This is a genomic window from Anaeromassilibacillus sp. SJQ-1 (assembly GCF_046693725.1).
Lineage (GTDB): Bacteria > Bacillota > Clostridia > Oscillospirales > Acutalibacteraceae > Anaeromassilibacillus.
In genome coordinates this window covers 1-13,118 of record NZ_JBKEIV010000049.1, presented here as the reverse complement: position 1 = coordinate 13,118, position 13,118 = coordinate 1, and the positions used below count along the sequence as shown (strand labels likewise).

Below are 13,118 nucleotides of genomic sequence, written 5' to 3'. Positions count from 1 at the left end.
AAATATAGTAAAAAACGGGTAGGCTGTATCATATTTGTTTGCTTTGGAAATAGAGATGGTTGTTTTGACAGACTTTTGATTGTGGTCTACAAGCCCACGCCTTTTCATTATAGAAATTGGCCTTTTTGAGATTCCCTAAGCGATCATAGCATACGCAAAGCTGTAAATAGGGAATATAGTCATAACAATCCGGTTGAACAAAGGCGCCAGAACGATCGTCCCTTTCTCGACTTGCCGCTGTTTCATACCAAAAAATCGCCTGTGTGTATTGATCTCGGTCGAAGAAATGCTTTCCTATATCACAGCAGACTTCCGCTCTGGGTACATCCAGCTCTAAACTTTGCAACAGTGCGCGCAATGCGCCTGCTTCATTGCCCAACGCATATCGACAATAGGCCATTTGCCGGCACGCATCGATTTCGTTTTCCAACCACCCTGCTCCACTGTCTAAAAAAGCCTGGAAGATTTTCTGTGCTTCTCCATATCTTCCATGGGTGTATAGTTCTCTCCCATAATAGAATTGTTCTCGCGGCGAAAGCACCTTTCCTTCTGCCAATTGCTTTTCATAAATTCGCAAATTGCGGTCTGGGTCACCAGGGCCAACCTTTCGATGTGTAACCGCCGCAGTCCCATAGAGAATCGGTTGAATGGGAGTAATGACCTCATGCACGGCCCCTTCCCAGCACATTCCCTGTCCATTTCGGATGAGGCGTTCGCGGTAATAAGAAAAGGTCGGCTTTCCCTCCGCGTCAAAGGCGATCTGGTAGGGCAGCATGACCACACGAACACTGGGGTCCAAAGTTTCTTTTAAATGCATCAGCGCCTTTGCATCCTCATCAAGAAGGACGTCATCTGCGTCAAGCCACATGCAGTATTCCATCGTGGCTTTTGAAAACGAAAAATTTCTGGCAGCAGAAAAATCGTCCACCCACGGGAAGTCATAAATATGGCATGTATATCGTTTGGCAATTTCCTTTGTACGATCCTCTGATCCGGTGTCCACAAGGATGATTTCATCCACAGCCTTGCTAACGGAATCAAGGCATCGTGCCAAAACAGCCTCCTCATTTCGTACAATCATACATAAGCTGATGGTTACCATCGCATTTGCCCCCCATCCTTTCGTCTGTTGGCATCCTATGCGGCAATCCTATTTTATGTGCCTATAAAGAAACGAGGGTGTCCCAAAAGTCATGAAATGACGGAAGGAGTACCCTCGTTTTTTAGAAACTTAAATATTTTTCCAAACAAAAAGAGGATGTCCTTTTCCTATGAATCGAAAGATCCATCGTTTTGGGACACCCTCTTTTTTAAATCGTTTGTTCTAAGGATTTGGCATATCATCAGAAAGTGTTACAAAGATCGGCTGATGGCCGGTATGCGGTAGAAAAATCTGAAAAATATCTTCCGTACGAATTTTAAGGCTGGATGTATTGAGACAGGGATGACAGCCGAACCACGGCTCTTGTTGAATCTCACGGTCAACCAAGAGCTGAACCCGGTGTTGCAGATCATTCATAAGCGCCAAGATGCTGACTGAACCCGGCGTTACCCCTAACAGCTCTTCCATCTCTAGAGGTCCTGCAAAAGACAAGCGCGCACTGCCGATCTGAGAAGACAGTTCCTTTGTATGAAATGCTTTGCGTCCTGGCATCACCAAAAGATAAAAACAGGTCTTTTGGCGGTTACAGAGAAACAGATTCTTGCAAATTTCCACGCCCAGGAGGGCTTCCACCTCCTCACAGTCGGCAATCGTCGCTGCCGTACTGTGATCCAATCGCTCATATGTGATTCCCAACCGATCCAAGAGATCATACACAGCGACTTCCCGAGCAGAACGTTCGGAATCGGTTGGCCGTCCCTGATAAATTTGCCGATCAATGAACTCCATCGAAGTCCTCCCTTTCACAGACCAATGAGCGCGCCTGGCCCCCTCTATCCTAAGCGTCTAGCTGTTCTTCCAACTGTTTTTCGGTTTCTAAGAAACACTGCATCAGCATGGGATTGAATGCTCCACATTCGCCCTGCTGAATCATTCGAACAGCCTCTTGGTGTGAATAGGGAGGTTTATAAATACGTTCACTCACAAGCGCATCATACACATCTGCCAGCGACACCACTTGTGCAGCTAAAGGAATTGCATTGCCGGTCAGACCGTCGGGATATCCCTGTCCATCCCAACGCTCATGATGAGAACGGCAAATCTCATAACAATAAGTAATCAAGGGATCATCCTGTACATAAGCAAGGCTATTTAATAAATCACAACCATAGACCGTATGTTTCTGCATAATAGCGAATTCTTCTTCTGTCAGTTTTCCCGGCTTTAATAGTACGGAATCGGGAATTGCGATCTTTCCAATGTCATGCATCGCAGATGCACAGACAATGGTCTCGATCTGTTCCTCGTCCAATCCCAGTTCTCTATGGGACTGTGCCAAATGGCGAAGCAGCAATTCTGTGATTCCACGAATCCGCCGGATATGCTGCCCAGACTCTCCGTTTCGGAATTCCACCGCCGTGCTGAGCGCGTCGATGATAAAGGTATATGTACGGCGCAGCTTGCGCGCCTGCTGTTTCAGAACCTGGGTCTGGCGGTTCACTAAGTTTTCTAGATGTAAGCGGTGCGCGTATAACTCCATGATGTTCTGGACACGCCGGCGCACAATTTCCTCCTGGTAGGGTCTACAGATAATGTCAACCATCCCCCTATCATATCCACGCAAAACCGTCGTGTCCAGGGGCTGGGAGGTAATCATAACCACCGGAATTCGATCCGTCCAATGCAATTCCGACAGGGTACACAGCACATCAAAGCCGTCAAATGTCCTTTCATCCATATCGAGCAGTATGGCTGCTACACAATCGTGCCGGGTTTCCAGAAATTGCAATACCTGCTCCTCATTGTCCGCTTCCTGGCTAGAATAAGTGTCTTGGAACAATTTGCGCAGGCTGTCCCGTTCCGGTCCCGCATTGCCCACGAAGAGAATTGCTTTTGACTCCACGCTTTCGCCGCCTCTCTTATACGCTCAAACCGCCAAAATATGGCCTTTCTTTTCATTATACTGTAAGTAAAAAGGCTTTACAAGTATCGTACAAGACAAAAAACGTCACTTTGTGGAATAGAATACACGGTTCATCCCCTAAAACCACTCTACATTCAGCCAAATTGGTGTACATATAGCAGAAAATGGTATCTCTCCTTTTATTCTGCACAGTTCGAGCCATAATGCCGCTTAATCTTTCGAGAGGTTGTCTTTTCAAATTCGGTATTGCGCAACTTAATACGGCGCACTTGCTTAAACATCGGCAGTGACCGATTCATTTCGTCCATGTGGTCAGACAGTTCCTTCTGTATATCCTGAATGCGCTTTTTCGCCACATAGTCTTCATTGGGGTAGATTTCCGCGGTAATCTGCCCCTCTTCTTCATACACCAATACCTCTGCAACCAAGGGGTCCTCGCTGATTCGATTCTCCAGTTCCTCGGGGGAAACATTCTCGCCATTGCTCAAGATAATCAAATTTTTCTTTCGGCCTGTAATATAAAGGAATTGCTCGTCATCCACATAGCCAAGGTCCCCCGTACGCAGCCAGCCGTCCACCAGTGTTTCTCTGGTCGCTTCTTCGTTCTTATAGTAGCCCAACATCACGGAACTACTCTTTACCCAAATCTCGCCATCTACGACCTTTGCTTCACACCCAGGCAACAGTTTCCCAACAGAATCCTCTTTGATACATGTCTCTGAATTGCGGCTGATGCAAGGTGCACATTCTGTCATTCCATAACCCTGTACTAAATTGATATTTAATTCTCGGAACTTTTCAATCATCTCCGGATTTAAATAGGCGCCACCGCAGTAAATCGTGCGTAGATTCCCCCCAAAAGCGGCCTTTGCGATCACCTTTTTGGGGATGACCAAGGATTTCTTTGCTGCTTCACAGACCTGATTATACATCACTTGCGCAATCATAGGGACTACCAACATGGTATTGGGCTTAAAAACTTGCAAGTTCTTCGCAATACGCATCAAAGAGTCATTGATACAGATGGTTGAACCCAGCTGAAGCCCTTTGAGAATGTCACAGGTAAAGCAATAAGCATGGTGAATCGGAAGGACTGTCATCAATACCGCTGTACCAGGTTCAATCCCCATCTCTAAGTGCACAACATTGTCAATCAAATTGCGATGATTCAGCATCACACCTTTGCTCTTTCCTGTTGTACCGGAAGTATACATAATTACACTGAGTTTTTCGCGATCTATAGGTTCATCAAATGCTCCGCAATTTTCCTCTAAGCAGCGGCGCAAAGACCACACATCCTCTCCATGCGCCTCCCGCTGCATCTCAAAATAAGACGTAACCTGTGGACAATCGCGCCGCACCTGCGCTGCAATGTCTGCATAACTGCTGTCATATACCAATACCTCGACGTCCGCCCGATGGAGCTCGTCGCAAATGTCGGCTGCCGGAAGTTCCTTATCGATTGGTACAACAACGCCCCCGGAGTTTACTGTGCCAAAATATCCTACAATCCATTCATAACTCGTCGGTCCCAAGAGCGCCACATGTTTTCCCCTCAGCGCATACTTCTCCAGTGTCCGGCTAAAGGCCTCACTATCCGCTTTAAGCGCGATGTATGATTTATCAATGATCTCCTTTTTCTGCTTTGTGCGAATGGCAATCTTTTCTCCATACATTTCCGCGGAAAAGTCAATTAAGTCTTTCAGGTTTCGCAGTTGGTTCATATTCATAGGAAATACCTCCTGTCTGTTCCGGCAAGTGCCGTAAGAATACCATTGTCTGCGCTTGCTCTGTCCCCCTTTGGCAAGCGGACAAAATAAATCCACTTCTTAAAACCGTTTGCGCAAACGAAAATCCAGCAACATTACATGTGGGAACCGGTCCCAGTTGAAAATGGATTTCTCGAAACGGATAACCAATCCCCACACCCAATGCTTTTCCATAGCTTTCCTTTAACGTCCAAAAGCGAAAAAATAAATCCTCTCGATTTTCGCTTTTTAAAAGCTGTTCTTGTTCAGACGGTGCCAAAATACGCCGCGGCATCCGTGGGGGATAGAGACGGATTTTCTCAACATCCACGCCAACCTCTGTGTGACTCACTGCACAGGCTACCAACCCTGCGCAATGGCTAATGTTGAACAAGATTCCCGGATAATTGCGCAAGAAGGGCTTTCCCTGCGGTGTTCGGGCCAACAATAGGTTTCCGGTCAACCGATACTTCTCATACAACACCCAAGAAAGCAGCGTATAAGCGGCTGAATGCTCCCCCATGCCATGGGGAATCGAGCAGGCATAGATCATTCTTCCGTCAAAGTAGCGATGTAATGCAATGCCTCTTGTACCGTTTTGATTTTAGCCGCTTCACGCTCGTCCACTTCAATGTCAAACACATCTTCCACTTCCCCGACCAGACACATAAACTCATAAGAATTGAACCCCAGATCCTCTACAAATCTGGAATCTTCATGAATGTCCTCATCTGCAACCTGGACATAATTTCGGATAATCTCTTTCATCTGTTCAAACATGTTTAAACTCCTCCTTTTACGCGCTCTCAATTTCCATGATGAGGCCATGGAAATTTCTGGCTATATCTGGATTATAGCCTTGCAGAAAAAAGTTTTCAATAGCCGAGGTATCAAGCTTTTTCGGTTTGTTTTCAGGAGGTTTGTGAAAGAGGTACAGTTTCGACAAAAATAGAGTTTATTTAGCTTTCCCTGTAAAGAAAAAGCTTTTTAACGGTTCACCAATTATCAATTTATTTTTGCGTCTATTCATTGTATAATGGATAATAGCAAACTGGAAGGATTTACAAATGTGCAGTAGATGCTGCCAAAACTACCAACCAATAGGAGGTATACAAATGGACTTATTCGAACTCCTGAAAGCCGCCATCCTTGGAATCATCGAGGGAATTACGGAGTGGCTGCCCATCAGTAGCACCGGCCATATGATTCTGGCCGACGAGTTTATTAAGCTCAACACTTCACAGGCTTTTAAGGACATGTTTTTGGTTGTGATTCAGCTCGGCGCCATTCTTGCCGTTGTTGTGCTGTATTTTCATAAGCTGAATCCCTTTTCGCCCAAAAAATCGCAGCAGGAAAAGCGCGATACTTTTACGCTTTGGGGAAAAGTCATTGTCTCCTGTCTGCCAGCGGCTGTGATCGGTCTGCTCTTTGACGATTTAATCGAAAGCACTTTTTTTAATTATGTCACAGTAGCCGTTATGTTGATTCTTTACGGCGTATTGTTCATCCTTGTAGAAAATTGGAATAAGCGCCGTAAGCCTAAAGTAGAAACGCTCTCTGACCTTTCCTACTGTACTGCATTCTGCATTGGCTTGTTTCAAGTGTTGGCATTAATTCCAGGGACCTCCCGTTCGGGTGCAACGATTCTTGGCGGTATATTACTTGGTGCATCCCGTACAGTATCGGCGGAATTCACATTCTTCTTAGCTATCCCAGTGATGTTTGGGGCAAGCCTCTTGAAAATGTTGAAGTTTGGATTTACATATTCCGGTATGGAGATCGCCATTCTCTTAACCGGTATGATTGTCGCATTTGTGGTTTCAATTCTTGCCATTAAGTTCCTGATGGGATACATCAAAAAGCACGATTTTAAAGCCTTTGGATACTATCGTATCATTTTGGGGGCACTTGTCTTGCTGTATTTCTTAGTCTTTGCCAACGTTTGATTTACAATTTGAAATATATAAATATAATAATACAAATTGTTTATTTTATAAGTGTTCTTTGTCGTTGTTCAAACAAAATTCCTTCTTCGTGCCGATATACCTAGTTCAATTAAATGCTATTAAAACGGCTTTAACAGAAATCAAAAAAGACCTCCGCTCTTCGTAATCGAACGATTTGCGGAGGTCTTTTGTTTTGTTGGTATTCTGTGAAACGTCACATAGATGATCTTCGATCTTTCGTTAAAAGTTATTTCCGTTCCATCCCCAGTAGGCAACTTCCTCGTATTTTACATAAATCCGATTGGGGGCGATTTGCAACTCCTTACTCAGTATGTCTGTTATGGCCGCAGTCATTTTATTATAAACGCCTCCGTTGGCCTTTCCATAAATCTTTACTTCTACAAAAGCCGCCGGCTGGTCACAATTCCCTTGAAAATAGATTTTACAACCATCTTCAAAGGTAAGCATCAGCCAATTTTCGCTTTTCCCTGGAATCAGGGAAATTGCCTTTCCCAACTCCGTTTTAATGGTTTTTTCCTGTTGCTCCGTCATTTTTACGCTGACCTTCGTCTGAATACATGGCATGGTAGTAATTCCTCCTTTAATTTCATCCATACGCCATTATACTAAGCGTTATTTTTCAAAAGTATATCACAAATAGTCCTCTCTATTCAAGCGAAGCTTCGTGAATAAGGCTCAATTTCTGAGATCGTGTCAAACGTTTAATCTGCGCCTCCGGCGCAAAGCTGCGGAACGATCCGGAACCTCCTCACAATAAACCAAACACACTGGTCTGCGAGAACGCGTATACTTGGCCCCCCGTCCACAGTTGTGGGCCGCCAAGCGATTGTCCAGTTGGTCCGTCCAACCCGTGTAGAGGGTTCCGTCGGAACATTCGAGGATATATACAACCGTGCATTTCCCCCTAGTCTCCATGTAGTACATCCCTTTCACTCAATTCGTTTCGAAACTCTGGCAAGGAATCGATTGGTTTATCCGACTTAATTCCTTTGAGTAGACTTCTTTATACATGCGTACCCCTTGTTGAATTTCCGATCGCATGAGAGAAATTCGTTCTACTTGCATCTTTTGCTGGAGCACAGCTCTGGAAAGCTCATTCAAATAAGAATCTTCCCGCAAAAGGACCTTTCGCCCCAAGGTAATATGTGGTTGAAAGGCACGCATCTCCAATGAATAGCCACTTTCGAGTAAAGACCTTTCTAAAGTTCTCTGTAGGCTTTGTAGTTGCTCGGAGTACTCCACACCGACCCAGATGGTCTTCCCCTTTTGATCTGAACAGAAACTCCCTATTCCCTTCAGCATCAACGAAAACACCGGGAATTCGAGACGATTCATTATTTGAACCACTGTGTCAATGGACTCAGTCTCCCCCAGGAAGGAGAGTGTCAAATGGAAGTTCTCTTTTCGTATAAAAGTTCCCGAAATCGCTGCGTTCTGAAGGCATTTTTCAAGACGCCAAAGTTCCTCTATCATGAGTTCATTAAAACGGATACCTATAAACAGCCGCATCTTTCCCTCCTGAAAAATGGCTTTTTCTCTTAACTTTCGCTGGCCAAAAACTGGTTAAAAAGAAGATTCTAACCACGCCCACTTTAAAAATTTGATAAATAACGAAACGAAAGTTATTCCCTCGTCTCAACGATATTTCAAACATATTCTAAAAGCCGATCGATCAAAATAGTTTTAGAACGATCTTCCTGGTAAGGCAGGGCTTCAAAGAAGGCTCTCTTTCAAACTTCCATTTCTATCTCTATATTCCTTTTTTATATCCTTTACCTCTTAGAAACCGTATTCGATCCCCGCGATAAAGGAAGTACAGCCAATGTGTACAAATAACGCAACCGTTCAGATAGGGTAAGCGAATTCAACAAGATCATTGCTTGGCTCTGCATGGTTCCGAAATAAAAAGCACCCGGTCGAGTGAGTGGCCCCTACTATGGTAACTGCATCTATTCCCATAAAAATTCAGATACAAGTCTATCCATCATGATAAAGCTATGGAAAAAGCGCAGTTAGCAACATAAACAGCCAAAAGATGGTGTCAAGGACAACCTTTCGCTACATTTTTTAAAGGTACGTATAAACTAATTATTTATAAATTTTATATCTGATTTTTGATTGTCCGCATAAACACTACACGTTCAAACATTTTGGAGTATAGAAAAACATTCATTTTACCACGAATTTACTACGATTGAACGAACCTTAATATGACAATAAAGTCACACTAAAAGGGACACCATTGACATCTAAATGGTGTCTTTTGTTAAAAAGCGGTCAATCATATAAGACCAACCTCTTAAAATGTGGATGTGAAATGGTCAAACTGGAAGCTGACAAGAATTTCAAAAAAATGTTTTCCTTTGAAAAAGTATCTGATTTATAGCGAATCGCTTTTATCAAAATATTTTACATAGTAGTATTTGTTCAATTTGGAATTATAATTATTTCTTCTTACGAATTCCAATTCAAATCCTAGTTTTTTATAAAATTCTGGTGCCTGAAATTCATAGGTACAAAGATTGATATTATGCAAATTTTGATTTTTATAGGTATCTTCCACCATCTGTATTAACTGTGTCCCAATGTGTTTTCCTCGTTGATGTTCGAACACGATCAATTCATCAATGTAAATTTCTGAAAAACAACGAAACCCTGTTATGGCGCCGATTACTTTCCCGTTCTCTTTTGCGACAAAGCAAAACGGAGTATGATTAAATGAAACGCCGTCCTTTGCCTCATACTTCTCAAATTCTTTTTGAATGTCTTTTTTTAAACTATCGTTTATTTCGACTTGTTCAATCAGAACCATACAAAACGTTCTCCTTGTCAATTTTTCTGTTTCAATTATCGCATTTATTCTTCTTTTCGTTTCAACAAACTGGAATTTACCGTCTTTTTCCATTTTTATCAAAATTTTTTCTCAGAGCAATTTCTGTTGGAAAAATAGAACCAATCAAAGGAACCAGCTGTATTCCCATTATAATTCCTCCGACTGTTCCTACTGTTTCCACATTTTTTCCAATTACTAAGAGCATAAATATTACTGTTATCGGCAATGCGCTTAACCCGCAAATATACCATATCTTACCACAATATTTATGGGCAAATTCCCATGTTTCCTTATTTTTCATAGACATGGAAGTCCTATATCCAAATACTCCGTTAATTGTCTTTGGCGCGTTCTTCATAAAATGTCTCCCAAAGCCAATCATCGTAAATGGGAGAAGTAAATCCATAATCAACATATAAATCCAAAATCCCATAAGCATTTCTCCCGCAACTAAATTCTAATTTTCTTAGTTCTATAAACTGGAGTTGTTACTCATCTTGATTTGCATGATACCTTTTTATGTTCACAATAAAAGCCCAAATAAACAAAACGGCGCAAAGCATATTCATAACGAACCAACAAACAGAATCGTTATATGTTTTTAATGAAAAACAACTAAACTTTCCAATGGTCTACTAAGGGTTTCCTCCTATAAATACAGAAGTAACTGAAGAATCTCTCTACAAAAATATACGAGGCCAATTGTTACCCTTTTAAATCGAAGGATCAATCGGGTATACGCTCTTTTTGGTTTCCGTATGATTCAAACACATAAACCGTTTCCAAAGTTTTTAAACAAACTCTTTTGTCCATATTCCATCTTTTTCTTACCCTATTGTGCTTGATTCCCATCGATAGGGTTCTCTATATATCTCACTTTACGATTGGATTATAGCATCTTATCACTCTAGAAAAAAGAGTAAAATAACCAATTCGTTGAATAAGTTGCTCTTATTATTCCGAAAAATTTAAGAGTTTAACGTCCTTGCAGCTTCATTACAGATACATCCGTCCTCTGTCCCCATTCGAGTATAAAAACATAGTCCTACTATGCGATAAACTATTTATGTCTTTCATGACTTGACCTCCTGTGTTTTTGTTGTGTGGCCGCCAAACCACTTCTATTTTATCTCAGGGAGTCCCTCTCTTCCTCTATAAGTTTTTTATTCCGCCCCCTGTTCAACTGGGGGTTTTTATCATGCCTATTCCGCGCCAACAAAAAAATAGCGCCTGACTGAAAACAGGCGCTATTTTTTTGACCTCTTTTATCAAACAATTTCTTATCGCTTTTGTTTAGTAAACCTTGACTTCAGCAGTTATTCCAAATTATTCCGCCGCTACAGAAGAATCGGTCGACTGTTGAGAATCCTCTACAGGTTCTTCAGAAGAACCACTGGGCCTGTCTGATTCACCCGAAACAGAGCCGGAATTGTTGCTTGGTTCTTTCGAAGATTCCTCCACATCCTCTTCTGGCACATTCGCTTCCGGAATATCTCCTACATACAAGCTTACCGGCCCCAGATTTCGCACAACAATATGCTCCTCTGGAAGTCCAAGGATCGTCATCGCATACAAAGAATCTTCCTCCAATTTGTCCGGAAGATCGATGACAAGTTTAATCTTGTTCTGTTCTGAAGCACTTAAGGCATCATATCCTTCAATCGAGAGATTCACAGGCCTCTTTATTGTAATTTGTCCATTCAACAGATCCTCTGCGGAAAGCTGAATGGAGTCTTCTTTCCCATTGGATTTTACCATTTTCTTAAAAGCAGAAGCGCCGTCCGGTACCGCTGCCTCGTTAAAATCCGGCAGGTCCCCATCATAGACCGAAACGGCCATCTCTTGATCGGTGCCCAAGAACGACCCCTCTTCCCCTTCCTCTGAAGCGAGTGTTGTCCCTGTTACCGCTGTAGAGCAAGAGGCCCATACTTAATATGGCAGCCACTGGTAATTTCAAAAAGTTCTTCTTCATAACAACCACTCCTCCAGATCGATTCACAAATTTGATCTATGTACAACTTGTCGGTTTGTTTTCCGTTTCATTATCCGATTGGAGCAAATCCTCTGCAAACTGCTCATCGGTTGTATTCTGTTTTATCAGCAGCTAAAAGCATTTCTTCGCCTGCATCTTCATTTGAAGATTGTACCGCATTCGGTCCCGAAGCAGATTCCCCTGTTTCTATTCCCATAGATTTCTCGGGCCCCGCCTGCTGCTTTTCCTCAGGTTGTTCGCTCTTTTCCGGAAGTTCCGGTTCTTCTTCTGAACCGTCCTACTACTTTCCCTCCTTGAGTGCCTTTTTCTCATCCACATAGGCCCAAAAATTCTTCAACAAACTGATGGTCTCCCACCAACAAAAATAATCATGCCGCGGCAAAAGTAGAATCAAGAAAAAACCATTTTTCGTCTTCATAAAATTGAGGAGATACCCCAAGTAAGGAATATGGAAAATAACGCGTCCAATCACATTATCGGGGACAGCCGCCGCATCATCGCGGTCCTCATTCGCGTCGCCTTTTGTGATAAACATTCGGCCATTATTATTATCGACCACCTGAAGAATCCGGTGGCTGACAACCTTTCCGTTGAGTGTGGTATCATTGGAAACAAATGTAATAATGTCCCCTTCTTCAAGCGTCATCGGGTCCACTTTCTCCACAATGATTACGCCGCCAACATTCAAAGTTGGTTCCATACTCCCGCTCAACACCGTAAACAACTGATAATTTTGTAGAAACGGCAACCCGTTTCCTTTCGAGCCGATCGCGAGATAAAGCAAAACCACGACCAACCCCACCAGTAAAACCAAGAAAAAAGCATTCAAGATATTACAGATGATCGACCATATTTTTTTAACTTGTTCCATCACACGCAGCCTCTCTACTATGACATTCTACAAAATCCGCTGAGTATGATCGACAACCGATTTCTTATTCCTGAACAGTTTCCTCCTCAAGAATTCGAATATCCGCCGTGACATACAGCTGCGCGTCCTCTGTACCCAATTCGCTGTAGTCCGCATCAGGGGCAGCCTTTAACTGCAGCGTATAAGCATTGATCTCAGAACCATTTTCCACCGCTGGAACCTCTGCAGATAAAAGAAATGCCATCCTCAGAAAGCTTCAAAGGTTCGCCTTCACTCAAAATAGAAACCTCCCAGCCTTCCAAAGCATCTGTAATTTCTTCACCGTTCGCGTCCTTCACTAGAAACACGGAAAGATACGGCAGAAGGAATATTGGAGTAATTCTCCATTTGAAATCGAATATAAGCTGTCTGGCCATCCTGTAAAGCCGCCAGATTTAAAACACCCAGGTCGGACTCCGCGTTGTTCGCAAGGTCCATCTTCGCATTGAGCAGCACACTTTTTGCTGTGAGACTGACCTTGTCCAGGTCTTCCCGCCATGCAAACGTGGCTGTACAGACGGTCGCCAGAATCACCAATACCAGTGTGAGACTCAGCCACGATTCTTTTAGCAGTTTGAACAACTTGCCCTTCCCCTTGTGAATAAGATAGACCGGTGTGCCGGAACAGAATGCTCCGGCAC

At 43.1% G+C, this 13,118-nt stretch carries 16 protein-coding genes; 1 reads left to right on the top strand and 15 read right to left on the bottom strand.

Annotated elements, in window-relative coordinates; all coding sequences use genetic code 11:
- Window positions 1-28: 28 nt before the first annotated feature.
- The 6 genes from ACGCCZ_RS15385 to ACGCCZ_RS15360 form a co-directional block, all read right to left on the bottom strand.
- On the bottom strand, window positions 29-1,102 hold the full coding sequence (locus tag ACGCCZ_RS15385; protein WP_411656466.1) for a tetratricopeptide repeat-containing glycosyltransferase family 2 protein: 1,074 nt from the start codon (window positions 1,100-1,102) through the stop codon (window positions 29-31).
- A 222-nt stretch (window positions 1,103-1,324) separates the two neighbouring features.
- Entirely contained in the window at window positions 1,325-1,891 is a 567-nt protein-coding gene (locus ACGCCZ_RS15380; RefSeq protein ID WP_054323870.1) for a prolyl-tRNA synthetase associated domain-containing protein, read from the bottom strand.
- Window positions 1,892-1,940: 49 nt separating this feature from the next.
- Window positions 1,941-3,005 carry an HD-GYP domain-containing protein gene (locus tag ACGCCZ_RS15375; protein WP_054323871.1) on the bottom strand — a complete coding sequence of 355 codons (1,065 nt, stop codon included), beginning with the start codon at window positions 3,003-3,005 and terminating at the stop codon, window positions 1,941-1,943.
- A gap of 200 nt (window positions 3,006-3,205) precedes the next feature.
- The gene (locus ACGCCZ_RS15370) at window positions 3,206-4,756 is read right to left on the bottom strand and encodes an AMP-dependent synthetase/ligase (RefSeq protein ID WP_411656465.1); all 1,551 of its coding nucleotides are present in this window, start codon (window positions 4,754-4,756) and stop codon (window positions 3,206-3,208) included.
- Window positions 4,716-5,327: a 4'-phosphopantetheinyl transferase family protein gene (locus tag ACGCCZ_RS15365; protein ID WP_054323872.1), complete on the bottom strand. Its 612-nt coding sequence runs from the start codon at window positions 5,325-5,327 to the stop codon at window positions 4,716-4,718. The genes ACGCCZ_RS15370 and ACGCCZ_RS15365 overlap by 41 nt, the downstream gene beginning before the upstream one ends.
- Window positions 5,324-5,554 carry an acyl carrier protein gene (locus ACGCCZ_RS15360; protein WP_054323873.1) on the bottom strand — a complete coding sequence of 77 codons (231 nt, stop codon included), beginning with the start codon at window positions 5,552-5,554 and terminating at the stop codon, window positions 5,324-5,326. The genes ACGCCZ_RS15365 and ACGCCZ_RS15360 overlap by 4 nt, the downstream gene beginning before the upstream one ends.
- A 335-nt stretch (window positions 5,555-5,889) precedes the next feature.
- On the opposite strand from ACGCCZ_RS15360, the gene ACGCCZ_RS15355 reads away from it, so the two are divergent.
- Window positions 5,890-6,720, top strand: coding sequence for an undecaprenyl-diphosphate phosphatase (locus ACGCCZ_RS15355; protein WP_411656464.1), 831 nt, complete (start codon window positions 5,890-5,892; stop codon window positions 6,718-6,720).
- Window positions 6,721-6,960: 240 nt separating this feature from the next.
- Here the strand turns inward: ACGCCZ_RS15355 and ACGCCZ_RS15350 are convergent, their stop codons facing one another.
- From ACGCCZ_RS15350 to ACGCCZ_RS15310, 9 genes are all read right to left on the bottom strand, one after another.
- The gene (locus ACGCCZ_RS15350; RefSeq protein ID WP_054323874.1) at window positions 6,961-7,305 is read right to left on the bottom strand and encodes a phenylpyruvate tautomerase MIF-related protein; all 345 of its coding nucleotides are present in this window, start codon (window positions 7,303-7,305) and stop codon (window positions 6,961-6,963) included.
- 129 nt (window positions 7,306-7,434) lie between these two features.
- A complete protein-coding gene (locus ACGCCZ_RS15345) occupies window positions 7,435-7,656 on the bottom strand; it encodes a GIY-YIG nuclease family protein (RefSeq protein WP_411656463.1) in 222 nt (73 codons plus the stop codon).
- An 18-nt stretch (window positions 7,657-7,674) separates the two neighbouring features.
- Window positions 7,675-8,250, bottom strand: coding sequence for an RNA 2',3'-cyclic phosphodiesterase (gene thpR, locus ACGCCZ_RS15340; protein WP_054323876.1), 576 nt, complete (start codon window positions 8,248-8,250; stop codon window positions 7,675-7,677).
- Between the two features lie 871 nt (window positions 8,251-9,121).
- Window positions 9,122-9,646, bottom strand: a complete 525-nt coding sequence (locus tag ACGCCZ_RS15335) for a GNAT family N-acetyltransferase (RefSeq protein WP_082402165.1) — start codon at window positions 9,644-9,646, stop codon at window positions 9,122-9,124.
- Window positions 9,630-10,007, bottom strand: a complete 378-nt coding sequence (locus ACGCCZ_RS15330; protein ID WP_054323878.1) for an SdpI family protein — start codon at window positions 10,005-10,007, stop codon at window positions 9,630-9,632. The genes ACGCCZ_RS15335 and ACGCCZ_RS15330 overlap by 17 nt, the downstream gene beginning before the upstream one ends.
- A gap of 893 nt (window positions 10,008-10,900) precedes the next feature.
- Window positions 10,901-11,431 (bottom strand): hypothetical protein, encoded by a 531-nt coding sequence (locus ACGCCZ_RS15325; protein WP_411656462.1) that lies wholly within the window; start codon window positions 11,429-11,431, stop codon window positions 10,901-10,903.
- 416 nt (window positions 11,432-11,847) lie between these two features.
- Complete coding sequence (locus ACGCCZ_RS15320) at window positions 11,848-12,438, bottom strand: signal peptidase I (protein ID WP_411656461.1); 591 nt, start codon at window positions 12,436-12,438, stop codon at window positions 11,848-11,850.
- Window positions 12,439-12,502: 64 nt separating this feature from the next.
- Window positions 12,503-12,682 (bottom strand): hypothetical protein, encoded by a 180-nt coding sequence (locus ACGCCZ_RS15315; RefSeq protein ID WP_411656460.1) that lies wholly within the window; start codon window positions 12,680-12,682, stop codon window positions 12,503-12,505.
- 74 nt (window positions 12,683-12,756) lie between these two features.
- Window positions 12,757-13,118 (bottom strand): hypothetical protein (locus tag ACGCCZ_RS15310; RefSeq protein WP_411656459.1); only part of this gene is annotated, 362 nt, incomplete at its 5' end.

Bases quoted from the DNA above. Each gene is read 5' to 3' on its own strand.
- ACGCCZ_RS15360 (WP_054323873.1), bottom strand. From the start codon at position 5,554: ATGTTTGAACAGATGAAAGAGATTATCCGAAATTATGTCCAGGTTGCA.
- ACGCCZ_RS15355 (WP_411656464.1), top strand. From the start codon at position 5,890: ATGGACTTATTCGAACTCCTGAAAGCCGCCATCCTTGGAATCATCGAG.
- ACGCCZ_RS15320 (WP_411656461.1), bottom strand. From the start codon at position 12,438: ATGGAACAAGTTAAAAAAATATGGTCGATCATCTGTAATATCTTGAAT.
- ACGCCZ_RS15365 (WP_054323872.1), bottom strand. From the start codon at position 5,327: ATGATCTATGCCTGCTCGATTCCCCATGGCATGGGGGAGCATTCAGCC.
- ACGCCZ_RS15315 (WP_411656460.1), bottom strand. From the start codon at position 12,682: ATGGCATTTCTTTTATCTGCAGAGGTTCCAGCGGTGGAAAATGGTTCT.
- ACGCCZ_RS15345 (WP_411656463.1), bottom strand. From the start codon at position 7,656: ATGGAGACTAGGGGGAAATGCACGGTTGTATATATCCTCGAATGTTCC.
- ACGCCZ_RS15330 (WP_054323878.1), bottom strand. From the start codon at position 10,007: ATGGGATTTTGGATTTATATGTTGATTATGGATTTACTTCTCCCATTT.
- ACGCCZ_RS15350 (WP_054323874.1), bottom strand. From the start codon at position 7,305: ATGCCATGTATTCAGACGAAGGTCAGCGTAAAAATGACGGAGCAACAG.
- thpR (WP_054323876.1), bottom strand. From the start codon at position 8,250: ATGCGGCTGTTTATAGGTATCCGTTTTAATGAACTCATGATAGAGGAA.
- ACGCCZ_RS15370 (WP_411656465.1), bottom strand. From the start codon at position 4,756: ATGAATATGAACCAACTGCGAAACCTGAAAGACTTAATTGACTTTTCC.
- ACGCCZ_RS15335 (WP_082402165.1), bottom strand. From the start codon at position 9,646: ATGGAAAAAGACGGTAAATTCCAGTTTGTTGAAACGAAAAGAAGAATA.
- ACGCCZ_RS15380 (WP_054323870.1), bottom strand. From the start codon at position 1,891: ATGGAGTTCATTGATCGGCAAATTTATCAGGGACGGCCAACCGATTCC.
- ACGCCZ_RS15385 (WP_411656466.1), bottom strand. From the start codon at position 1,102: ATGGTAACCATCAGCTTATGTATGATTGTACGAAATGAGGAGGCTGTT.